Source organism: Thermococcus sp. (genome assembly GCF_027052235.1).
Taxonomy (GTDB): Archaea; Methanobacteriota_B; Thermococci; order Thermococcales; family Thermococcaceae; genus Thermococcus.
On the sequence record NZ_JALUFF010000027.1, the window covers coordinates 48,502 to 69,680 of the forward strand.

Annotated in this window: 24 protein-coding genes; 16 read left to right on the top strand and 8 right to left on the bottom strand. The window is 51.9% G+C overall.

The window, feature by feature from the left end:
• Positions 1–32: 32 nt before the first annotated feature.
• Positions 33–1,283 carry a site-2 protease family protein gene (locus MVC73_RS02705; RefSeq protein WP_297506636.1) on the top strand — a complete coding sequence of 417 codons (1,251 nt, stop codon included), beginning with the start codon at positions 33–35 and terminating at the stop codon, positions 1,281–1,283.
• Here MVC73_RS02705 and MVC73_RS02710 read toward each other — a convergent pair.
• Positions 1,280–1,699, bottom strand: coding sequence for a hypothetical protein (locus MVC73_RS02710; protein ID WP_297506638.1), 420 nt, complete (start codon positions 1,697–1,699; stop codon positions 1,280–1,282). The genes MVC73_RS02705 and MVC73_RS02710 overlap by 4 nt on opposite strands.
• 258 nt (positions 1,700–1,957) lie before the next feature.
• Here MVC73_RS02710 and MVC73_RS02715 point away from each other — a divergent pair, with 258 nt between their 5' ends.
• Positions 1,958–2,134 carry a class III signal peptide-containing protein gene (locus MVC73_RS02715; protein WP_297506865.1) on the top strand — a complete coding sequence of 59 codons (177 nt, stop codon included), beginning with the start codon at positions 1,958–1,960 and terminating at the stop codon, positions 2,132–2,134.
• Positions 2,135–2,240: 106 nt separating this feature from the next.
• Positions 2,241–2,429 (top strand): hypothetical protein, encoded by a 189-nt coding sequence (locus MVC73_RS02720; RefSeq protein WP_297506640.1) that lies wholly within the window; start codon positions 2,241–2,243, stop codon positions 2,427–2,429.
• Here MVC73_RS02720 and MVC73_RS02725 read toward each other — a convergent pair.
• Entirely contained in the window at positions 2,409–4,421 is a 2,013-nt protein-coding gene (locus MVC73_RS02725) for a glycosyltransferase family 39 protein (protein WP_297506642.1), read from the bottom strand. The two genes, MVC73_RS02720 and MVC73_RS02725, sit on opposite strands and share 21 nt — an antisense overlap.
• Positions 4,422–4,594: 173 nt before the next feature.
• On the bottom strand, positions 4,595–6,139 hold the full coding sequence (locus MVC73_RS02730; protein ID WP_297506644.1) for a DUF2079 domain-containing protein: 1,545 nt from the start codon (positions 6,137–6,139) through the stop codon (positions 4,595–4,597).
• Between the two features lie 130 nt (positions 6,140–6,269).
• Here MVC73_RS02730 and MVC73_RS02735 point away from each other — a divergent pair, with 130 nt between their 5' ends.
• Together MVC73_RS02735 and prf1 are read left to right on the top strand one after the other, a co-directional pair.
• A complete protein-coding gene (locus tag MVC73_RS02735) occupies positions 6,270–6,842 on the top strand; it encodes a hypothetical protein (RefSeq protein ID WP_366938918.1) in 573 nt (190 codons plus the stop codon).
• Positions 6,843–6,978: 136 nt separating this feature from the next.
• The gene (prf1, locus tag MVC73_RS02740; RefSeq protein ID WP_297506869.1) at positions 6,979–8,226 is read left to right on the top strand and encodes a peptide chain release factor aRF-1; all 1,248 of its coding nucleotides are present in this window, start codon (positions 6,979–6,981) and stop codon (positions 8,224–8,226) included.
• On the opposite strand, the gene MVC73_RS02745 is transcribed toward prf1, so the two are convergent.
• A complete protein-coding gene (locus tag MVC73_RS02745; RefSeq protein ID WP_297506646.1) occupies positions 8,220–9,110 on the bottom strand; it encodes a dihydrodipicolinate synthase family protein in 891 nt (296 codons plus the stop codon). The genes prf1 and MVC73_RS02745 overlap by 7 nt on opposite strands.
• A 134-nt stretch (positions 9,111–9,244) precedes the next feature.
• Here MVC73_RS02745 and MVC73_RS10860 point away from each other — a divergent pair, with 134 nt between their 5' ends.
• Both MVC73_RS10860 and MVC73_RS10865 read left to right on the top strand, forming a co-directional pair.
• Positions 9,245–9,658 (top strand): hypothetical protein, encoded by a 414-nt coding sequence (locus MVC73_RS10860; protein ID WP_366938919.1) that lies wholly within the window; start codon positions 9,245–9,247, stop codon positions 9,656–9,658.
• Between the two features lie 20 nt (positions 9,659–9,678).
• The gene (locus tag MVC73_RS10865; RefSeq protein ID WP_366938922.1) at positions 9,679–10,314 is read left to right on the top strand and encodes an ATP-binding protein; all 636 of its coding nucleotides are present in this window, start codon (positions 9,679–9,681) and stop codon (positions 10,312–10,314) included.
• Between the two features lies 1 nt (position 10,315).
• On the opposite strand, the gene MVC73_RS02755 is transcribed toward MVC73_RS10865, so the two are convergent.
• A complete protein-coding gene (locus tag MVC73_RS02755; protein WP_297506871.1) occupies positions 10,316–12,244 on the bottom strand; it encodes an arginine--tRNA ligase in 1,929 nt (642 codons plus the stop codon).
• A gap of 69 nt (positions 12,245–12,313) precedes the next feature.
• On the opposite strand from MVC73_RS02755, the gene MVC73_RS02760 reads away from it, so the two are divergent.
• The gene (locus tag MVC73_RS02760) at positions 12,314–12,595 is read left to right on the top strand and encodes a lipoate protein ligase C-terminal domain-containing protein (protein WP_297506872.1); all 282 of its coding nucleotides are present in this window, start codon (positions 12,314–12,316) and stop codon (positions 12,593–12,595) included.
• A 1-nt stretch (position 12,596) separates the two neighbouring features.
• A complete protein-coding gene (locus MVC73_RS02765; RefSeq protein WP_297506648.1) occupies positions 12,597–13,148 on the top strand; it encodes a stage II sporulation protein M in 552 nt (183 codons plus the stop codon).
• Here the strand turns inward: MVC73_RS02765 and MVC73_RS02770 are convergent.
• Complete coding sequence (locus MVC73_RS02770) at positions 13,092–14,195, bottom strand: DUF354 domain-containing protein (protein ID WP_297506874.1); 1,104 nt, start codon at positions 14,193–14,195, stop codon at positions 13,092–13,094. The genes MVC73_RS02765 and MVC73_RS02770 overlap by 57 nt on opposite strands.
• Before the next feature lie 275 nt (positions 14,196–14,470).
• On the opposite strand from MVC73_RS02770, the gene MVC73_RS02775 reads away from it, so the two are divergent.
• Entirely contained in the window at positions 14,471–15,754 is a 1,284-nt protein-coding gene (locus MVC73_RS02775; protein WP_297506650.1) for a UDP-N-acetyl-D-mannosamine dehydrogenase, read from the top strand.
• Positions 15,751–16,884: a non-hydrolyzing UDP-N-acetylglucosamine 2-epimerase gene (wecB, locus tag MVC73_RS02780; protein WP_297506652.1), complete on the top strand. Its 1,134-nt coding sequence runs from the start codon at positions 15,751–15,753 to the stop codon at positions 16,882–16,884. Before MVC73_RS02775 ends, wecB begins: the two co-directional genes overlap by 4 nt.
• Here the strand turns inward: wecB and MVC73_RS02785 are convergent.
• Entirely contained in the window at positions 16,877–17,542 is a 666-nt protein-coding gene (locus MVC73_RS02785) for a hypothetical protein (protein ID WP_297506655.1), read from the bottom strand. The genes wecB and MVC73_RS02785 overlap by 8 nt on opposite strands.
• 36 nt (positions 17,543–17,578) lie before the next feature.
• A complete protein-coding gene (locus MVC73_RS02790) occupies positions 17,579–18,838 on the bottom strand; it encodes a radical SAM protein (RefSeq protein ID WP_297506656.1) in 1,260 nt (419 codons plus the stop codon).
• Between the two features lie 171 nt (positions 18,839–19,009).
• Here MVC73_RS02790 and MVC73_RS02795 point away from each other — a divergent pair, with 171 nt between their 5' ends.
• The 5 genes from MVC73_RS02795 to MVC73_RS02815 all read left to right on the top strand — a co-directional run bounded on the left by MVC73_RS02795 (position 19,010) and on the right by MVC73_RS02815 (position 21,178).
• Positions 19,010–19,510 (top strand): regulator, encoded by a 501-nt coding sequence (locus MVC73_RS02795; RefSeq protein WP_297506658.1) that lies wholly within the window; start codon positions 19,010–19,012, stop codon positions 19,508–19,510.
• A gap of 231 nt (positions 19,511–19,741) precedes the next feature.
• Entirely contained in the window at positions 19,742–20,275 is a 534-nt protein-coding gene (locus tag MVC73_RS02800) for a Na+/H+ antiporter subunit E (RefSeq protein ID WP_297506660.1), read from the top strand.
• A complete protein-coding gene (locus MVC73_RS02805; RefSeq protein ID WP_042689377.1) occupies positions 20,272–20,526 on the top strand; it encodes a monovalent cation/H+ antiporter complex subunit F in 255 nt (84 codons plus the stop codon). Before MVC73_RS02800 ends, MVC73_RS02805 begins: the two co-directional genes overlap by 4 nt.
• Positions 20,523–20,897: a monovalent cation/H(+) antiporter subunit G gene (gene mnhG / locus MVC73_RS02810; protein ID WP_297506662.1), complete on the top strand. Its 375-nt coding sequence runs from the start codon at positions 20,523–20,525 to the stop codon at positions 20,895–20,897. The genes MVC73_RS02805 and mnhG overlap by 4 nt, the downstream gene beginning before the upstream one ends.
• Positions 20,894–21,178, top strand: a complete 285-nt coding sequence (locus MVC73_RS02815; RefSeq protein WP_297506664.1) for a DUF4040 domain-containing protein — start codon at positions 20,894–20,896, stop codon at positions 21,176–21,178. Before mnhG ends, MVC73_RS02815 begins: the two co-directional genes overlap by 4 nt.
• Position 21,179: the final 1 nt, after the last annotated feature.

Genomic DNA, 21,179 nt, shown 5'->3' on the forward strand with positions numbered 1-21,179 from the left:
CTTTTAACGTCATCACCATTAGGAGGAGTGCCATGAGAAAGGGAATCTACGAGTGCGTTAGATGCGGTTACAGGGAAGTTAGGGACTCGACGGAGCCCATGCTTGAAGGCTCGTGCCCCAAGTGCGGGGGAGACATGATACTCGTTGGCTACACAGATGAGACTTCTGAGGCTCCCCAGGAGACCCCTACAGTTCAGACTTCGCCACCTCCAGAGCTTGAGGCTCTTCTCAGCCAGTTCTACGTTCTCTCATTCGTCGAGTCGGACGGCAACGTTCACGTCTTCGAGGTGAAGGAGATACTTGAGAACAACTTTGAGCGGGTTTTAGTGGGGTTGGAAAGGTTCGGCTACTGGGGGGCACTAAAGAAGCGTCAGGGGAAGGTTCTCCTCTTTGTGTTCCCAGCCGGAGAGGTCAAGCCTGACAACCCTTGGTTGCCCTGGCTTTTCCTCCTGACCACGATACTCACGACGTTTTTCTCCGGTTACGTCTTGGCTCAGACCTACATAGCAACCCTTGACCACTATTCTCTACCCGGTCTCAGAAATCCCTATCTTATAGCCCTCTCCTTCTCGGTCAGCGTTATGGCAATAATTGGCACCCACGAGCTCGGCCACAAGATAGCAGCTGCTTACCACGGCGTCAAGGCAACGATGCCCTACTTCATTCCCTTCCCCTTCAGCCTCATAGGAACCTTGGGGGCGGTTATACGCATAAAGTCTCCCCTTCCCACGAGGAACGCCGCTATAGACCTCGGCGTCAGCGGGCCGATAGCTGGCTTTCTGGTTGCGGTTCCGGTGACTCTGATCGGACTGAAGATGTCGATAGTTGTTCCTCCAAGCTTAGTTCCCCAGCAGAGCGGTGGTGTCTACTTCGGCACGAACCTTCTTTTTGAGCTCCTGATGAGGAGCGTCTTAAGGACTCCCAGTGACTACGTGGTTTTCCTTCACCCCGTCGCGGTCGCGGGATGGGTTGGAATTCTTGTAACGTTCCTGAACCTCATCCCGGTTGCCCAGCTCGACGGAGGTCATGTGTTGAGGGCCTTCATAAGCGAGAGGGCTCACCGCTACATAACCCTCTTCGTGGCATTTCTTCTCTTCGGACTCGGCTACCTCTGGTCCGGCTGGTTCATCTGGGGGCTCCTCGTTCTCTTCATAGGCATGGCCGGTAACCCGGGAGCCCTCGACGAGGTGAGCCCGATTTCAAAATCCCGCATCTTACTGGCTCTGGTTGCACTTCTGATATTCCTCCTAACGGCCACTCCGAGGCCCCTCTGGAGTACCTAACCCCTTCTCCTCTCCTTGAGTATCTGCTCTATGTCATAGTATATCGAATCCCTGGAAACTCCGAAGACCCTCGCGAGTTCTGATATGTTGAGAATCTTTGGATTGTATTCAAAGGCCTTTAGGACACCCGCCAGAAGCTGTCTTCTCTCTTGGACGGTGAACTCGCGCAGAGGTTTTTTCCCCATTGGGATGTTGTATACTACAATACCAACCGCATAGGTTCTCCTGGTTACGGGAGTCGTGTACGTCTTCACTTCAAAATCAACCACCGTTGCATCCTCGGGTATCTTGGTGTTAATTTTTCTGAGAACTTCAGAAATTGCATCCTCCTTTCCCCTTCCCGATGAGTAGTCCACTAGGATAACCTTTTTTGCCGGCAAATCTGGGGATACGTTAACTACCACCATGAGGTTCATAAAGGCACCAAAGCTCAGTGAGATTTTTGAGGATTCTATTATCCCGGGGACACCACTTAGTATCTTTTCTGATCTTTGATTGAGTTCGGTGATACATTCTTCAATACTTGCAGACTCACATTGGAATGCAAACAACAATTTGTCGCCCTCCTTGCGACTTTTTCAATTATGAGTATTCTTCCCTCAATTTTGAGCAGAAACTTATATAAATTTTTTTGAAAAGTATATAATTGAAAAAACCCTAAGGAGGTGATGTCCATGAAGAGGAAGGCCCAGGGTGCGATTGAGTACCTGTTCATGATTGCCGCCGCTCTGGTCATAATCCTGATAGTCGTTAGGCAGCTCAGGAACAAGGGAAGCAGCGCCAAGCAGACCGCTAGTGAAGCGGAGCAGCAGATAAACAGCACGCTCCAGAGCCTGCTTAGCAGCGGGTGAAGGCTGAAGTTGGAAAGTTTCCAATTTTTCTTCTCAAGTTTTGAATTTTCTATTACTCAAAAAAGTTTTTAAGGAGTTGGTTATTATACAACATTCGGGATGAAGAATGAAGCGTAGGGCCCAGACCTCGCTTGAGTTCGTGTTCATGATGGCTGGTGGTAGTCTTGTTGCCCTCTTTGTGATAAGAAGGTTCATTACTGCCAGGGCTTCCGCTATACACGTTGAGGGACATCAGATTAACACCACCGTCAACAGAACAACGGATGTCCTTGAGTCAATGATTTCCACACCCTGAAGCTATCTTTAGATTATTTCCCTCGGCCACTATGTCGTTATCTTTTTTGTAGAGTGTACCCGTTAACCTCAAACATCCCTTGGGAGTGTAAACTCTCGAATCTTTTACAGGTGTGTTGTTAACGGGCCTGAATCCATGATAAACCGGCCCCTTTGATTTGATTTCTAAAAGCGTTCCCGGAAGGATTATGGAAATGCTTTCTCCAATAACAATTCTCCCTTCTCTTTCTCCCTCCTGCGAAATCACCGTTATGTTATAGGTCCCGTTGGAAACGAGCTTTAACTTCACCCCGACTACCGGTGACGAGCCTATAAGGGGGAGTATTCCTATACTCCCGCAGGAGCCTTCAAAGTATATCGTGGAACCGTTGAGCTCAATGCCCCATGTAGATTTTTCTTTCATGTTATACATTTCCATCCTCTCGCCGTTTGAAAAGCCCTCGGCAAACAGCAGCGTGCCATTCTGAACCGAATACCTGAGCAGTTTCCCGTATATCCTCCTCATGGACTCGTCTTTTTCCATGATTGCAAACATCCATGTGCTGAAGATTATATAGTCCGGTTTGTATTCCCTCACAAGGGATAGCAGGGAATCTCCCTTGAGGTAACCCAATCCAAAGGTATCAACCAAATACGGGATAACCTTTAGGTGGAGGTAATAGCCATCCATCGGGTTTATTGGAAGGTATGTGCCCTTTAGCTCGGCCCATTCCAAGTACTCACCTAAGTCATCCCTCATTTCTCTATCGTGGAGTGCGTGGGGAATTTTCAGCTGGCCCTTGGGGTAATTCACCACAATGCCCGCATCCGCTGTCCCCAGTACTACAAGCATGGCAATGGAAATGCCCACAACTCTTCTGAGGGTGAATCCCTCCAAGATACTCTCCACAGTGTAGATGAGGGCTAGATATGAGGTGAGAATAAGGGGATATATGAACCTCGGGTTCGGGATGATTGGGATTAGGAGCAGGTAAAAGACCCCGCTCAGAAAGAGAAGGGCACTCAGTTCAGGGGATACCTTAAACCTAATCCCGAGGAGTCTGGCCATGAGAACAATGAGGAGGAGTGCTGTAACTCCCAACCAAGGAGTTAGAAGCTCCAGCGAGCTCGACTCGATTTGGGAAAGCGACCTGTGAACCAGCCAGAAGAGGCTCATGAACATAAAACCCCTGTTGCTCTGTAAAAGGTATGTCTGGTGGATGTAATTTGGAGACACCATCAGACCGAGGGGGACTTCCACAATGGCCTTTGAGGCTATAACGACTGCAGTGAGAATGAGAACGAGCCTGTACTCTCCAATGAGGGCTCTAATGAAGGGCCAGAGCTTTCCGGCGTATCGTATGCGGAAGAGGTAAACCGTCATAATTGCCCAGACCGTCAGAAAGAGAACCGCCGTGTAGAGGTTGCCCATCTTGTTCATTGGATGAATCCCTGGAACTGCCAGCACTATCCTTGAAAGGTCTGTGGGGTAAAGGGTAACCACCGCGACCGCCACTAGCGTCCAGAGCAGGTAAGTTGCGAGTATAACCCCACCCTGCCTGAAAGTTAGGAAGTAGCCCGGGATTTTTCTCAGGTATTCCCTGGTTTCTTTCGAGTTGTAGAGAAGGATGAACGTGAAGAGCGCCAGCAACTGGGGGATTATTGTAAATTTTGCAGAACTTCCAATACTCACAATGGCAAGTGAGAGGTAAGCACAACTCATTCTCTCAGTCTTTAGATACCTTACAAAATAAAAGAGCGAGGCAACCGTGAATAGCTCTATCAAGGTCTCATGATAGACTGCCGTGTTCATCCTGAGCATTAGGGGGTCCGTGGCAAGCAGGAGGGAGAACAGTAGCCCGGCTCTCTCGTTCTTTACCTCTTTCCCCACAAAATAGGCCATGACAACCGAGATAAGCCCCAAAATCAGGGAGAGAGCTCTGCCAACTACGTGGCTGTCCCCGAAAATTCTCAGCCATAATGCTAGGAGGTAGTAGAAAAGGGGAGGGTGCACGGCAAACACATCTCGATATGGGAGGTGGCCTTGGTTTATCAGGCGGGCAATTAGGAGGTAAGTGCCCTCATCATAGTCATAGTAAGAGTTCATGGGTAACATGAGTTTGTATCTCAAGGTGAGGAACAGTATTAGGATTGCCCCCAATGTTATCAGGCCATTTCTTCTCTTCCTCACTCCCATTGATTCCTGGCCCCCAATTTCTCACATTTTTTGATGTCTCTCTCAACGGCAGTATAGATGCACTGTCTAAACTGTTTGTAGTCATCCCCCGTTCTGTTGTAACAGGAGAGAATTAAGTCGTTCACATTTATCAAAATGTACTTTGTGTCTTTAAATCTACTGCTGTTCAGGTACCTAATCGAAAATTTATAGTCGGAGAGTGAAGTTGCCATAAGCACTATAGAGTTATTTTCGAGATATGTATTCTTAAAAGGTGTAACGATATGATAGGTATTAATTCTGTTGGCTAGGTGGGGAAACAGGGTGTCCTGGGTTTCTATAGTACAGTTGCTTTCGTCGAGTTTCTTCGTAACCATGTCCAGTATTTGAAGATATGGCTTCCACTTGATGTAACTGATAACCAATCCCTGAAAGTTTGGGTTAGCAACATAGTCGGGAGCATCTATCAAGTGAAACTCTGGGGAGAAAAGTAGCATTGAGACAAGTGAAACCGTCACTAGTGCCTTTAAATTAAATCGAAATCTTGGCTTTTCTTCGTTTAAATATCTGAGATTGTACACTGAGATTATGAAAAGCATTGGGGCCAACATGTAGGGATACTGCGTTCCAATGATCAACATTGTTGGGCAGTTTGAGAGAAATAATTCTAACCACAGGAACAGAGAAGCACTGAAGAGCTTGGGATTGAGGAGTGGTAGGAAGGCTGTACTGAGCAGGGCTGCGAGGGAGTATACAGCAATTTTATCAGGGTATACCTTTCCCCCATACCTCCTTAGAGTGTCATCTGAAAAGTAGGGATACCTCCCGCCGTTAAAGTGGGGAATTACGAGAAAGATGCTGATTGCTATCCAAAGTACTCCCATCACAAGAAGCAGGAGTATGAACTTCTCTTCTCCGACAGTGTTTCTCCATCTTCTTGGGTTCACTAGGAGTTTCAAGCCATACTCTCGAAACACATACATCAAAGCAATGCTGATTAGAATTAACCCCGAGTCTTCTTTAACTGAGAGTACGAGGAAGGCTACAAGAATGGCACGCAGGTAAAGCTTTCGTTCAATGTAGTATGGCAGGAGAAATATGAAAGGAACCGCTATAGTGACTGGATGGAAGTCAAAGAAGTTGAGGCCTTGAACTAATGGGTTGAGAAGATACATCAGGGATATATAAAACGCCCTTTTCTCATCAAGCATTAGCCTAGCAAGGCGAAATAGAGTTAATGCCCCTGCCGCAACTGCAATCGATTGGAGTACAAGGAGAACCTCCGCTCGGGGAAGTAGCCGGTATATGGGCAGGAGAATAAAAAGGATTGGACTATTGTGGACCCCAAAATGAGAGTACGTCCCCACGTCCTGCCACTCAGCTGTGTTAAAGAAAAAGCCTTCTCCGTGAACGGTTGTCCATAGCGACTGCATAAATATTCCGAGATCATAACCGGCCGTAAGGTACATGTAGTGTCTTAGCACTGAGTAAATTGAAATGAGAATCGTATAGATGCCAGCAAAAATAGAAAGTAACAACCCATACCTGTTTCCCAATGGGAACACCTACCCTCACTGGAGTGGATGTACCGTATAAAAATTTAATCCCTAGCGGTGATTATTAGGCGGCAAACATTTTTTAACTTGAAACTGTTGAGTATGTTCTAGACTAATCTATATTTGGGTGATGGGGATGCCGCTCTTTGGCTTTGGCTCCAAGAAGAAAAAGGTTAAGGAGTTGCTAGAAAAAGGGCAGTTCGATTTGCTCGTTCAGGAGGCAATAAAGGACAGGAAGATTATGGAAGCCCTGGTTCAACTACTTGAGGATAACAACCCCGGAATAGTTGGGGATGCACTATTGGCACTTACCCAAGTGCTCGAAGCCAAGAGGGATGTAATCAAAAAGCACATCTCGGGAGAGCACTTCAGGAAGATAATGGGCCTGGTTAACAGCAGGAACCCCTACGTCAAGGAGAACGCCATGATACTCACCTACAGCCTCGTTAAGGCGTTCCCTGAGCTAATAAGAGATTACCGCAAATGGATGGTCCAAGAAATCAGGAAAGGCCTTCTCGAAGGCAACAAAGAGGAAAAGGGATTCCTTCTAGTCCTGATCGGCGAGCTTGGTCTGGGGGAGCTGAGGCCTCTCGTGGAGGAACTCACCGGTGTTCAGGACAAGGTTGTACTGCCCTTCGAGGGCAAGAAGTGGGTTCCTCTCGGTGACATCGCGAAGGAGACCCTTGAGAAGCTCTCTGCGTGAGTTCCTCTCGTCCTTTTTGGTTTACAGCCAAAATCCCGGACTCTTCGTCTTCAGTTCTTTTCCACATTGGGGCCTCCAAACCTTTATAAATTCCCCTTCGTGCCCTCTTTCAGGCGAGAGAATAGAGGTGATGCTCATGTCTCACAAGTCAGCCGAAATGTACGAGCTCAAAAAGAAGGTTGAGGAGCTGAAGAGCTATCGAGGTCGTGCAACCGAGCTTGTCAGCCTCTACATCCCAGCGGGATACGACATAAACAAGGTCATGCAACAGTTGCGAGAGGAGTACGGAACGGCCCAGAACATCAAGAGCAAATCAACTCGAAAGAACGTCCTCGGTGCCCTTGAGCGGGCAATGCAGCACCTAAAGCTCTACCGAAAAACTCCTGAGAACGGACTGGCTCTCTTCGTCGGAAACGTGAGCGAGCAGGAGGGAGTGAGTGACATAAGGCTGTGGGCTATAGTTCCGCCGGAACCCCTAAAGGTTCGCCTCTACCGATGCGACCAGACCTTCGTTACGGAACCCCTCGAAGAGATGCTCCGCGTTAAGGATGCCTACGGCCTTATAACCGTCGAGAAGAACGAGGCGACCATCGGTTTACTCCGCGGAAAGAGGATAGAAGTCATCGACGAGCTCACCTCCAACGTTCCTGGCAAGACGAGGGCCGGTGGTCAGTCGGCGAGGCGTTACGAGCGCATCCGCGAGCAGGAAACCCACGAGTTCATGAAGCGCATCGGAGAGCACGCCAACAAGGCCTTCCTCCCGCTCCTTGAGAAGGGTGAGCTGAAGGGCATAATCATAGGCGGCCCCGGGCCGACCAAGGAGGAGTTCGTGGAGGGCGACTACCTCCACCACGAACTGAGGAAGAGAATCATCGGTGTTGTTGACATAAGCTACAGCGGTGAGTACGGCCTCAGGGAGCTCGTTGAGAAGGCCAGCGACATCTTAAAGGACCACGAGGCTGTGAAGGAGAAAAAGCTCATCCAGGAGTTCTTCAGGCACCTTGTCAAGGACACGGGAATGATAACCTACGGCGAGAAAGAAGTGAGGAAGGCCCTTGAGCTCGGAGCGGTGGATACGCTCCTCATCAGCGAGGGCTACGATAAGGTTCGCGTGAGGGTGAAGTGCAATAACTGTGGCTGGAGCGAGGAGAAGACCATGAGCGAGGGGGAGTTCCACGTTTACAGGAAAAGGCTGACTCACTGCCCCAAGTGTGGCAGTCAGAACCTCACCTTCGAGAAATGGGACGTTGCCGAGGAGCTAATAAAGATGGCGGAGGAAGCGGGTTCAAACGTTGAGATAATCTCCCTCGACACCGAGGAGGGCCAGCAGTTCTACAAGGCCTTCGGTGGCCTCGGGGCAATACTGAGGTACAGGATTCAGTGACGCTGGACCAAAACTTCCTCCAGCAACTTCTTTATCTCTTCTCTCTTCTCCTTCCCGTCAATCACATACGGTGGCCTCAGAACGGGCTTTATCGAGAAGCCCATGATGGACATTGCCAGCTTTATCGCCGAGGCGAAGGACAAAGCGAAGTTGTAGATCTTCGAGAGCTTCGCCAGCTTTCTTGCCCCATCAAAGGCCTCCTCAAAGCGCTTCTCCTGAAAGGCCTTCCACACCGCGAGGTGAAGCTCTGGGGCAAAGTTGGCGCAGGCCATTATCCCTCCGTCACCTCCGAGGATGAGCGTGTTGAGGAAGTGCCCGTCGAGGCCGGTAAAGACCTTAAAGTCCTTCCTCTCGCCTTTGACTTCGAGGATGACGTCTCTGATGTGGTTTATACTATCTATCGTCTCCTTAACGCCAGCGATGTTCGGGTACTCAAGGGCGAGGCGCTTGATAAGGGGAACGCTCAGGGGGTTGGCACAGGAGGGGATGTTGTAGAGTATAATGGGAATATCCACTTTCTCGGCCACCATTGCGTAGTGTTTAAAGAGCGCCTCCTCGCTCAGGGGGCAGTAGTATGGCGGTGCTATGACGACGTAATCTGCCCCGATGTCTTGGGCATGCATGGTGAGTTCGATAACCTCGAAGGTGTTCGAAGATGCTGTTCCCATGAGGTAGAAAGCCGAAGTTATCAGTTCACGGCCCTTCTCGGCCAGAAACTTCCTCTCTTCCCTGCTAAGGCTCGTGAACTCGCCGGTTGTCGCGTTGACGAATATTCCATGCACGCCGGCCTTCTGAAGGTACTCGACGTGCTCCTCAAGGGCCGGGACGTCTATGGAGTAGTCCCCGTTGAACGGAGTAACAAGGGGCACTATAACGCCTTGCATGAAATCACCGGATGGTTTAGGTGGAGGGGGTATTTTAGGGTTGTTCATAGAAAGTCTTAAGTATCGGTACCGATCGTTGGTGGCCCTCGCTAAGCCCCCGAGGGCACCGCTACTTAGTATCGGGGGCGGTACCTATGCTGTTCGATCCGCGACCGAAGGAGCGAAGGGGAGAGATATTCGATAGGGATGAGGAGATAGGGGCTCTACTTGGGGGTATGAGGGAGTATCCAATAACGCTCCTAATCGGAATAAGGAGGATTGGTAAGAGCTCACTCCTCAGAGTGGCTTTAAACGAGTGTGATGAGATTGGGGTGTATATCGACGCGAGAAAGCTCTATTCCACAGGGGGAAGCGTGAGTCAGGTCGCACTGGTCAGAGAGATAAGAAACGTTCTCACTGGAAAGGGAAGAGTTGGTTTTCTGCGTGGAATATCGGTGGAGGGAGTAAGCATCGCGGGAGTACAACTCAAACCGAGGGAAGCTACCTTTGTTGACCTCCTGGACTTTTTGAACTCACTGGGGAGAAAGCCGGCAAAAAAGTCATCATAGCCTTTGATGAGGCCCAGTACCTGAGGTTTTACGGTTCAAGGGGAGGAAAGGAACTTTTAGCGGGTGTAGCGTATGCGTACGACTCTCTTGAGAACTTGGGCTTCGTTTTCACAGGCTCTGAGGTAGGCCTTCTCCACAACTTCCTTGGCCTCGACGACTACTCAAGTCCGCTCTACGGGAGGATATACGAGGAGGTTGAGGTCAAACCCTTCACCAGAGAACTCTCCCAAGAGTTCCTCAGGAGGGGCTTTGAGGAAGTTGACATGAGCGTCCCAGAGGGAGAAATAGAAACCGCCGTTGGAGAACTCGACGGAATTCCCGGCTGGCTGGTCGAGTTCGGTTTCCACTACTGGAAGAGGGGGGACTTCGAGAGGGCCCTCGACATGACGATGAGAAAGGCCCGGGCCCTCATCAGGGAGGAACTGAAAGAGCTGGAAAAGAGGAGCGGGAGGTATTCACTCATTCTCAGGGCGATAGCTATAGGGCTGACCAGCTGGAGTGCCATTAAGGACTACGTGGAGGTCAAAGCGGGCCCAGTAACAAACGCAAGACTGAGCGAACTCCTGAGAAACTTGGAAAAGATGGGGTGGATAACTAGGGAAAACGGGAAGTACAGGATTATAGATCCCGTCGTGGAAAATGTGTTGAAGGAGTAGCTCACATCCTCTCCGGGGCCTCTATGCCGAGAATCTCCAAACCGTTCCTAAGAACCTGCTTGACCGCCAAAACGAGGAGTAGTCTCTCCTCCCTGATTCCCTCCTCGGCCTTGAGCACGGGGTGGTCCATGTAGAACCTGTTGAAGAGAGAGGCGAGCTCGTTGAGATAGGCTGGAATCAGGTGTGGCTTAATGTCCCTGCCTGCCTGCTCTATAACCTCAGGGAACTTGGCAAGGAGCTTTATTAGTTCCTTCTCGCGGTTGGTGAGCTTTGTAAAGTCCGCCTTCTCAAGGAGGCTCTTCCAGTCTGTGTCTATGCCGTTCTCCTCGGCTTTCCTAATTATTGAGGCACACCGGGCGTGGGCGTACTGGATGTACGGGGCGCTCTCACCCTCGAAGTTCAGAACGTCGTCCCAGCGGAAGGTGATAATCTTGTCGGGACTGTACTTGACGAGGTTGAAGCGCACCGCGCCGACGCCAACCGCTTCCGCTATCTCGTCCTTCTCAGCATCGCTCAGGCTCGGGTTCTTCTGCTCTACCAGCTCCCTCGCCCTCTGAACTGCTTCGTTGAGCACCTCGTCAACGGTGAATCCGACCCACGTTCCCTTCCTTCCCGAAAACTTGCCTTCCTCCCTTATCACGTGCTCATAAGCCAGGTGGTGGAAGTTCTCGGCTGAATCCTCGAAGCCGAGAAGCTGGAGGGCGTACTTTATGGCCATCTGTGGGTGTCTCTGCTCCGCGCCGATCACGTTGATGACTATATCGGCCCTTCCGAACTTCCCGGGCATCTCCTTTCCGTCCGGGGCAGTCGTCCATGTCTCGTGGTTCCCCAGCTTATCCCAGAGCTTGTAGAGCATGTCTGCCTTAACTTTACCGAACTTCCAGAGGTGATAGGCTATGTCCTTGCCCGTGTAGGTTGCAGTCCCGTCGCTCCTCCTGAGTACCAAAAACGGGTTCTTCATGTCTGGAAAGAGCTTTCTCAAATCCATCACGAAGGCGCCCTTGTATTTGCCTTCCTTCGCCCAGAAGAAGTTCTCGTTGGCCTCAATGAGCTCGTAGGCTTCGCTGAAAATTCCGCTCCTCACTATGTCACTCTCCCAGCTGAGCAAATCATAGGTTATTCCCATGCGGTATGTGGTCAGCATCTGGGCCTTAACAACCCTCTCGGCCAGCTTTCTGCCGGTTTCGGCTATCTCTCCCTTGCCCTCTTCGAGCTTCTTCATCAGCTCGCGGACTTGCTTGTCCACCTCTGGATTCTCCTCAAGTCTTTTGTTCACCTCGACGTAGAGCAGGCCCATCACATGGTCTATGAAGTCCTCCTTGAGACCCTTCTCCCTTAACTCAGCCTCAATCCTCTCGAACTCTTCCTTAAGGTGGAGGTAGCCCCAGAGAACCTGGGCGAACTGGACTCCAAGGTCATCTATGTAGTTCTGAACCTCGACGGTGTAGCCGAGCTTTCTCATTATCCTTGCCATTGTATCGCCTAAAACGGCGTTCCTCGCGTGACCCATGTGTAGGGGTTTGGTCGGATTTACCGAGGTGTGCTCGACGATGACCTTCTTACCCTTCCCCACGTTGCTCTCGCCGTATGCTTTTCCCTTCTCAAGGATTTCCTCCATGAGGGCCTTCCCGAAGTAGGAGTAGTCAACGTAGAAGTTTATGTAACCGTTTACCGCCTTTACCTCCAGTATTCCCTCCGGGAGGTTTTTCTCCACCCTCTTAACCAGCTCTTCGGCTATGAGCTTTGGAGCCCTCCTGAAGACCCTCGCGAGCTGGAAAGCAGCTGCCGTTCCGAAGTCGCCCAACTCAAGACTTGGGGTGTCGTCGAAGGTTATCTCGCCTTCCCAATTCTTCCCCTCCTCGCTGAGCATCTCCTTTAAGGCTTCCCTGAGAGCGAGCCTCGCCCTTTCCTGAATCTCCCTATACGCCATCTTCACCACCGCTCCCACTTTAACCCAACCTTTAAAAAGTTCTCCCGAGAGTTTAGAGCGGGGATGAGTATGAAGCACCATCTAGGGGAGCACAAGGCCAAGAAGGGCCTCATAAGGATTGAGTTCGATGAGGAAAACGGTGTTGTCGAGCATGTCAGAATAACCGGGGACTTTTTCGTTCACCCTGAGGAGGCCATCCACGAACTTGAGGAAACCCTTGAAGGCCACAGAATTGAAGAGCTCGAACACCTGATGGACGAGTTCTTCGCGATGAGGCTCGATGTGGAGATGCCCTTTGTAAACATTGAGGACTTCAAAATAGCCCTCAAAAAGGCCATTAAGGGTGAATGAAGTGAAGCGGGTCTGGAGGTATCTGCTTTACCTCTCGTTTGTCTTTCTTCTGGGCCTGTTGGCTGGTATTGCCTACGCCTACTCGAACCCGCAAAACGCGGGCGCCTTCGTGGGCAGGCTAGCCCGGGAGATAGGGCCCCTATCTCCGGACCCCTTTAAGAACTTCCTCAGGATATTCGTCCACAACTCAATGGTTGCCCTGATGGTTCTCCTATCGGGCCTGTTCTTCGGCATCGGCCCATGGCTCATGGTGGGCTTCAACGGTGTGGTCGTTGGCATCGTCTCAGGATTCCTGTCCATTGAGGGCTTTCCGGCGGAGAAGCTGTTCCTCGGACTCGTCCCCCATGGCATCTTTGAGATTCCCGGCTTTCTCCTCGCGGGCGCTGCCGGGCTTGAGTGGTACAGGAGGATAAGGGAAGCCGAAGAAGCCAGCGAAGGCTTCAAAAAGGGTGTAAAGATCGCATTGAAGCTTTACCTGCTGACCCTTCTGCTCCTCCTAATTGCGGCGTTCGTAGAGGCTTACGTAACCCCCAAGGTTGCCGGTCTCGGGTGAGACCTCAAACGTTCCTTCAGTCTCGTAGGTCTCTATCTCCTTGAGTATTGTTTCCATCGGGTTTTCAAGGCCGGAAATGACTCCCCTGATGTAGGCGCGGAAGCCCTTCTGGTTCTCAATAAGCCTCTCCGCGATTTGGGCGACCTCGTAGGGATCAGTGGAATGGAACTCAACGCCCATCTCGACGAGCCACTTGGTAACCGCGAGCAACCTTCCGGGGTACGTTGATATCGTCGGCGTCCCGAGGGCTATCGCCTCCCTGTTCATCGTCCCACCCGCCCCGATCATGAGCCTCGCGTAGTAGAGCAGGCTGAGGCTGTCAACGGGCTTCTCGGGCATTATCACGTTGTCAAAACGCTCAAAGCGCTCCCTCTGCTCCTCCGTCCTTGGGAAGAGCACGATGGGAATCTCTGGTAAGAGGGGTATTACGTCCTCAAGGACGCTTTTCTCGGGCCCGTTGAAGTAGTTGGCCTTTATCGGCTCGGTGCGCATAACTACGTAGCCGTTCCTCTTCAACCCGAGTTCCCTCAGGACTTTCCGCTCGGGTTTGAAGCCGTGGAGGTGGGCCAGCTCGGAGAAGCCGTTGACGGCTTTCATGCCGTTTGGGTCTGCCCCGCACCTAATCAGGTCGTAGGCGTCTATCGCTTTTGGATAGAGAACAAGCCTGGTGAGCGGTAGGAAGAGCTTGTTCTGGGCAACGGCCGTCTCGTTGTCGACGAAGCCTATGCTCGGTATTCCGAGGCCGAAGGCCACCCTCGGGGCCTCGACGGAGTGTTTGTAGATGGCCATGTCGGGCTTTTCCTCGATTATAAGCCGGGAGAGCTTGTAGACCCTCTCAGCGCTCGCCAGGAGTTTGCCCTCAAGGGTTGAACCGCCGTGTTTACCAACGACGTAGTAGTCAAAGCCGAACATGTCGAGGATGCCCGTCAGGCCGTCGAACTCTCTCGTGGTTATGAGAACCTCGTGACCGGCCTTTTCGAGTTCCCTTATTACACCCTTGAAGAAGTGAACGTGAGGAGCGTTCGTTATGTCAACCCATACCTTCATTCTACCCACCCTTTCAATGGACGACTTTGTCCAATATAAGCGTTTCCAAAAAACGGTTGTAAAAGGGTTTTTTCCGGGGTTTCTAAGGAGTTTTCTGGGCCAAAAACCGTTTCTAACGCTTTCTCTTGGTGAACTGACACCCATACTGTCCCTGAAAAACTTTCGGACTTCTTACGGCCTTCTAAGAGCGTTTTTCATTTGGGAGCCTTTGAAACTGGATTTCAAGCTTTCAAAAACCGTTTTCTGGAAAAGACTTTTATTGCCCCTTTCCAAGGATGCTCGGTGAGAGCATGGAGTTCAGGGAAATAGCGGTGATAGGCCTTGGATACATCGGCCTCCCAACGGCGATAATGTTCGCAAACTCCGGCCTTAAGGTCATAGGCTATGAAATCAGGGAGGAGGTCGTTGAGAAGATAAACGCCGGAAGGGCCCACATCTCCGAGCCCGAGATAAACACCCTCCTAAAGAGGGCCGTAGAGTCCGGAAACCTGAGGGCCACCTCAAATCCAGAGGATATAAAGGGCAAGGACGCCTACATAATATGCGTTCAGACGCCACTGAAAAGTGATGGCTCACCGGACCTGAGCTATCTGGAGAGCGCCGTGGATACGGTTGCCGGGGCCATGGAAAAGGGGGCCCTCATAGTCATAGAGAGCACCGTGCCCCCGATGACCACCCTCAGGATGGCCGAGAGAATTAAGAGGGCCACAGGTATGAAGGCCGGAAGGGACTTCTACATGGTTCACGCGCCGGAAAGGGTCATGCCGGGAAGAATCTTCAAAGAGCTGGTCTACAACTCCCGCATATTCGGTGGCATAACCCCTGATGGTGCAGAGCTCGCGGAAAAGCTCTATCGGGCCTTTGTGAAGGGAAGAACCTTCAAGACCAGCTCGACCGTCAGCGAGGTGGTCAAGCTCATGGAGAACACATTCCGCGACGTTAACATAGCCCTTGCAAACGAGTTCGCCTTTCTGGCCCATCAGTATGGCATAAACGTCTTCGAGGCGATTGAACTTGCCAACACCCATCCGAGGGTCAGGATACACACGCCTGGCATAGGCGTTGGTGGCCACTGCCTTCCGAAGGATCCACACCTGCTTCTCTGGCCCGCCAGGGAGGATTTTGGATTGATAAGGCTCGCGAGGGAGATAAACGACTCAATGCCCCTCTTCACCAAGGATTTGCTCTTTTCCGCCCTCAGGGAGCTGAATATCCCGCCGGGGGAGGCCGTTATAGCGGTTCTCGGCCTTGCCTACAAGGGCGACAGCGACGACACCAGAAACTCCCCCGCACTGGCCTTTGTGGATGCTATAAAGGACGATGTTGGTGAGGTGAGAACCTATGACCCCTTCGTCGGCGGGACTGCAGGTACTCTTGAGGAGGCCCTTGAGGGGGCCGATGCGGCGGTAATAGCGACCGACCACTCGGCCTTTAGGGAAATCAACTGGGATGAAGCCGGGAAGCTCATGCGCGCGAGAATACTTGTTGACGGAAGGCACGTAGTCGAAAGGCCACCGAGGGGCTTTCTCTTCAAGGGCATTGGGAGGGGCGACCTTTGAAGCCTGCTCTGGTCTTCGGCACGAGGCCCGAGATAATAAAGCTCGCCCCCGTGATAAGGGGCTTCCTTGAGAGGGGAATTAAGCCACTCCTTATTCACACCGGTCAGCACTACGACTACGAGATGAGTAGCGTCTTCCTCAGGGAGCTTGAACTGCCCCCCATTGATTACCACCTTGAGGTTGGCTCCGGGACTCAGGCGGAGCAGACCGGAAAGGCGATGATTGGGATCGAGAGGGTTCTCATGGAGGAGAGGCCCGACGTTACGATAGTTCAAGGAGACACCAACACGGTTTTGGCTGGAGCCCTCGCGAGCGTCAAGCTTAAAATCCCCGTTGCACACGTTGAAGCAGGACTGAGGAGCTTTGACCGAACTATGCCCGAGGAGATAAACAGGATTCTCGCCGACCACGCGAGCGATGTCCTCTTCCCCCCAACCGAGGAAGCAAGAAAAAACCTTGAGAGAGAGGGCATAACCGAGAACGTCTACGTGACGGGCAACACGATAGTGGATGCCGTCCTCCAGAACTCGGCCGTTGCTGAGAGGAAGAGCGACATCCTGGAAAGGCTTTCCCTCAGGCCGGGTGAGTACATCCTCTTAACAGCCCACAGGGCGGAAAACACCGACAGCAGGGAGAACCTGAGCAGGCTTGTTGAGGTACTCGAATCCCTTCCCATGAGGACCGTTTACCCGATGCACCCGAGGACGAGGAAGAGGCTTGTGGAGTTCGGCCTCTGGGAGAGAGTTAGCTCGATTGAGCACCTCATCGTAACCAAGCCCCTTGGCTACCTTGATTTCCTCAAGCTTGAGAAGAACGCCTTCGCCGTAATGACGGACTCCGGTGGCGTTCAGGAGGAGGCGATAATCCTCAACGTTCCCTGCCTGACCCTCCGCTACAACACCGAGAGGCCGGAGACCGTTAAGGCCGGTGGGAACATATTGGTTGGCCTTGAGAAGGAGAGAGTTCTCCACTACCTTGACCTCCTCATCAACGATTCGGACTTTTACGAGAGGATGAGAGATGCCGAGAACCCCTTCGGGGACGGCAAGGCCGGGGAGAGGATAACCGAGATACTCCTCGGACTTTACGAGAGGGGGGAACTGAGAGTAAAAAGCTCAAGGTTCATTTAGAGGCAAGCATGTTCGCGAGGGCAGAAGAGATCTCCTCCGCAATCAGCTCGTAGGGGTCTCCGTCCGTCAGGGTGCCAACCTTGGCCTTCAGGTTCCACCAGTAGGCCACTCCGCACTCGTTCTCCTTAAAGCCTTCCTCTACCGCCCTTTTTTCCGATGTCTGGCATATTCTGGAGGCGTAGTCGTCTATGGTTGACTTCGAGAGTGAATACCTGAGGGTTGAGTTGAATATCGACTTGGCGTCGCCGGGGTAGGAGTAGTAGAGTACTCCAGAAAGCCAGACCTCTCTGGAGAGGGGGTCTTTTTTCGTTCCCTCAACCGGGAAGAACGCAACGACGAGTCTGCCTTTGAGGTCGTATTCCCTGTAATCCTCGACGAGCACTGGCTTGAGCCCCCTGCTTTGAACCACCCTGCTGAGGGCCTCTGCTATCGCATCCTTTAGCTTTCCATCCGCGTAGACCGCTATGTAGACAACGTCGCTGTTCTCGGGAACCTCTTTCGGGGGTTGCCCCTGAACTGGAAGGTACGAGAGGGAGCGGTGGCTTTCGCCAGAGTAGTCAGAGCCTACATAGGTTTCCTCGGCAATTGCACCGCTGATTATAAGGCCGATGCCGAGCAGGATGAGGAGCACTACAGAAAGCTTCTTCAACCCCACCACCCATGTGAGGTAGAGTTATTACCTTAAAACGTTTTCTCAGACCTCAGTCCCGATGTAAATCCCGTGCCTCGTCCTTACAATCCTCACCCTTATCCTGTCTCCAATTTCGGCCTTTGTGCCAACGACTTCAATGAGCCTGTTTCTGGCCTTTGCGAGCATTTCCCCCTCTATCCTCCCGGGGAGCACTACCTCAGCTTTAACTATTTCCCCCGGCCTGAATGCTAGAGGGATAAATTCCCTCTTCTCCATTCCAAAGTGGATCGGCTTGAGGACTAGAGGCTTCATGCCAGTCTTCTCCTCCAGCTTTCTCAGCCAGGCGTAAAACTCCTTGAAGGGCTTTACCTTTGCTATAGTTGGATTTCTACCGAACTTGTAGGGGACGTAGTTCTGGAAGCCCAAAGCCGGCCAGCGCTTTCCAGCGCCTATTTTTCGAGCGAACTCTATGAAGGCCTCCGCCTCGTCGTCGTTGATGCCGAAGATTATGACTGGAGCGATAAGAACGTCGATTCCGGCGTTGACCAGAGCCTCCGCCATGTCCAGAACGTGCTCAAGGTCGTAGCTCTTCATTCCCATCAGCATCTTGGCCTTCTCCGGGTTGAGGGAGTGTAGCGAGAGGTTTACCCTGTCCAGCCCGGCCTCAGCCAGCTCTTCAACGAGCTTGTCATTCAAGAGAGTCCCGTTGCTCTGCATCGAGATGACGGAGACGTTCGGGTGCTCGCGAAGAGCCTGAACGAGCTCCACCCTGAATGGGTAAATTAAAGGCTCACCCTGGCCGTCGAGGTGAGCCTCAAGGCCCCTCCCCTTTATTCTGGCAACGTCATTAAACCACTTCATGAGGTAGTCTATGTCAACGACGTAGTCGAGCTTTCTGGTTCTCGAATAGGGGCCCTCGTCAACGGAACAGAAGATGCAGCTTAGGTTGCATCCGCTTACTCCCCTGATCTGTATCAGGTTCGTCCCCCTGTCTATCAGACCGAAGGCGTTGTAGCCGAGGAGCGGGACGTCAAGGCCCTCGTGGATGTAGATGACCTTTCTCCGCGTGTAGCGGTTCCTGAGGAGCCCTCCAAGGTTGTTCTGGATATACAGTGCCACGTAGCCCTCGACCTTCTCGTTGTCGGTGTTGATGACCAGCGCACCGTCGCGGACGCTTATCTCGGGGGAGACCCGAAACTTCTTTCTTATTGCCCTCTCAATCTCGCTTTTGTCGAAATCCGCGTAGAGCGTCTCGCGCCAGATGAGCCTGACCTTCTCGCCCATATCTTCGAACCTTGAGTGTGGAAGTCTGAGCTCAATCATGTTGATGCGTTTCTGAGCTCGGCTTAAAAAACCGCTTCATGGATAAAACATCCATCTTAATGAGACGAGAATCCTTTTAAAGATGGCCCCCTTGAAGCCATGCTGACATGGAAACATTTTAATACCATTGGATTAAAAAGTCTACTGGTGAACTTAACTGGGTGGTAGGGTATGTGGGGTAAGATAGAACATTACTTTGATGAATATCCCGTGAGAAAGCAGATAGCAAAGACCCTGCTCAAGTACGGTCTCAGAGTCTCGGACGACATGAAGATTAAGGCCGGCAACATAGAGGTTCCCTATACCAAGATAGCCAAGGCCCTCGACGTTGACAGGAGGGTTGTAAAGGAAACCGTTGGCATGATTCTCAAGATACCGGAGCTGAGGGACATATACATGAACCTTGAGCCAACAGTTCATATGAAGTACGTTGGAAGACATGTTGGCTATGGGGTAATAGAAATAGAACCCGAGCCGAGGGCCATAGGAATACTTGCAAAGATAGCCCAGAAGATAGCGGAGCGCGAAATAAACATCGTCCAGGTTGTGGCCGAGGACCCGGAGCTCTACCCTGAGGCAACGCTGACGATAATCACAGAGAAGCCAATACCCGGAGACCTCATCAACGAGCTCTCGAAGCTTGAGGGAGTTAAGAGGATTTCGATATACTAGCCTCGAATTTTTTGCGTTTTCAGTTCCCATCTTCCTAAATACCTTTTGTTACCTCTTCTTGGAAAAAGGGCCTCGATGGCCACTTTTTTAGACTATGGGACAAATTAGGGGCCTCTATTTCAACCAAAAGTTCTAAACCTTTCTGTTTTACCGGTAAGGTTTATAAATCGTGGTTAAGAAGGGTCAATAGTCACCACTCTGGATGATGCCATAACCTCCGGAGGGTTGGATATGGAAGAAGCAAGTCGCGCCAGTAAGTTCGCGTACACGGTAATCGTGCTGTTTGGTATATGGCTCCTTCTAACGGCGAGCCTTGACACGCAGGAGCTCGCAACGGGCTTCGTGCTGTCCCTTATAGTTGCGGCCCTGACCTACGACGTCTTCACAAAGGCCGGTCTGGCGAACCTCCATCCAAGGAGGGTTGCCTACGCCATAGCTTACCTCCCGTACTTCCTGTGGGCAATGATAATGGCCAACCTCGACGTAGCGTACCGCGTCCTCCACCCAAAGAGGCCGATACGGCCGGGCATAGTGAAGTGTAGAACAGTCCTTAAGAGCGACACCGGAAAGCTCTCCCTAGCGAACTCGATAACCCTGACCCCGGGAACTATAACCCTCGATGTCGACGGGGACAACTACTTCATACACTGGATATGGGTTCAGGATGACGTTCTCAAGGCCGAGACCGATGAGGAGCACGTTAGGAACGCCTCTAGGCACATAACCCAGCCCTTTGAAAAGTTCCTGAAGGTGATCTTCGGATGATAGGGATAAACATCTACCTCGCGTTAATAGCGATAGCGACGCTCCTCAGCACCTACAGGGTCTTTAGAGGGCCAACGACCGTCGACAGGCTCGTTGCGGTGGATATAATGACGACGATAACCACCGGGCTGATGGTTCTCTTCGCCCTCTACTACGGCAGGATGATATACATCAGCGTTGCCCTGGTTTACGCCCTGCTGGCCTTCGGCGGTGTTATAGCCTTCGCAAGATATCTGGAGGGAGGCCTATGAACGCGCTCTCAGCACTCGGTGAGGCCCTTGTCCTCATAGGGACGTTCTTCTACTTCCTCTCGGCACTGGGCCTTATCAGAATGCCTGACGTTTACAACAGGATGCAGACATCCACAAAAAGCGCCACCCTCGGCTCCCTTGGAGTCATCATCGGCACGGGTCTCTGGGCGGTCGGCGAGGGAATGTCGTGGTCGTGGGTGGTTCAGACCATAGCGGTCGCCGGATTTATTCTCCTGACCAACCCGATAAGTGCTCACGCCCTCATAAGGGCAGCCTACAAGCGTGGAATCCCGCTCTGGCACGGGAGCGTTGTGGACAAGTACGCCGAACATCTCGCCGGGAAGTCCTCTGCCGAGGAGGTGAGCGAATGAACTGCTTTGCTTGCATCGAGTACATTCTGGTTGGCGTCATGATACTGTCGGCCATCTTTGCCGTTGAATGGCGCGACCTGCTGGCAGCGGCCGTGGGTATGGCTGCCGTAAGCCTCTTCGCCTCAATACTCTTCCTGATGCTCCAGGCGCCGGACGTTGCAATGACCGAGGCTGCAATAGGCGCTGCCCTGAGCGGTGCGGTGTTCATATTCGCCATAAAGAGAACCCAGCGCTTTGAGAGCGAGGAGGAAGAAAGGCCCGGGTGGTGGGTAAGATGGTGAG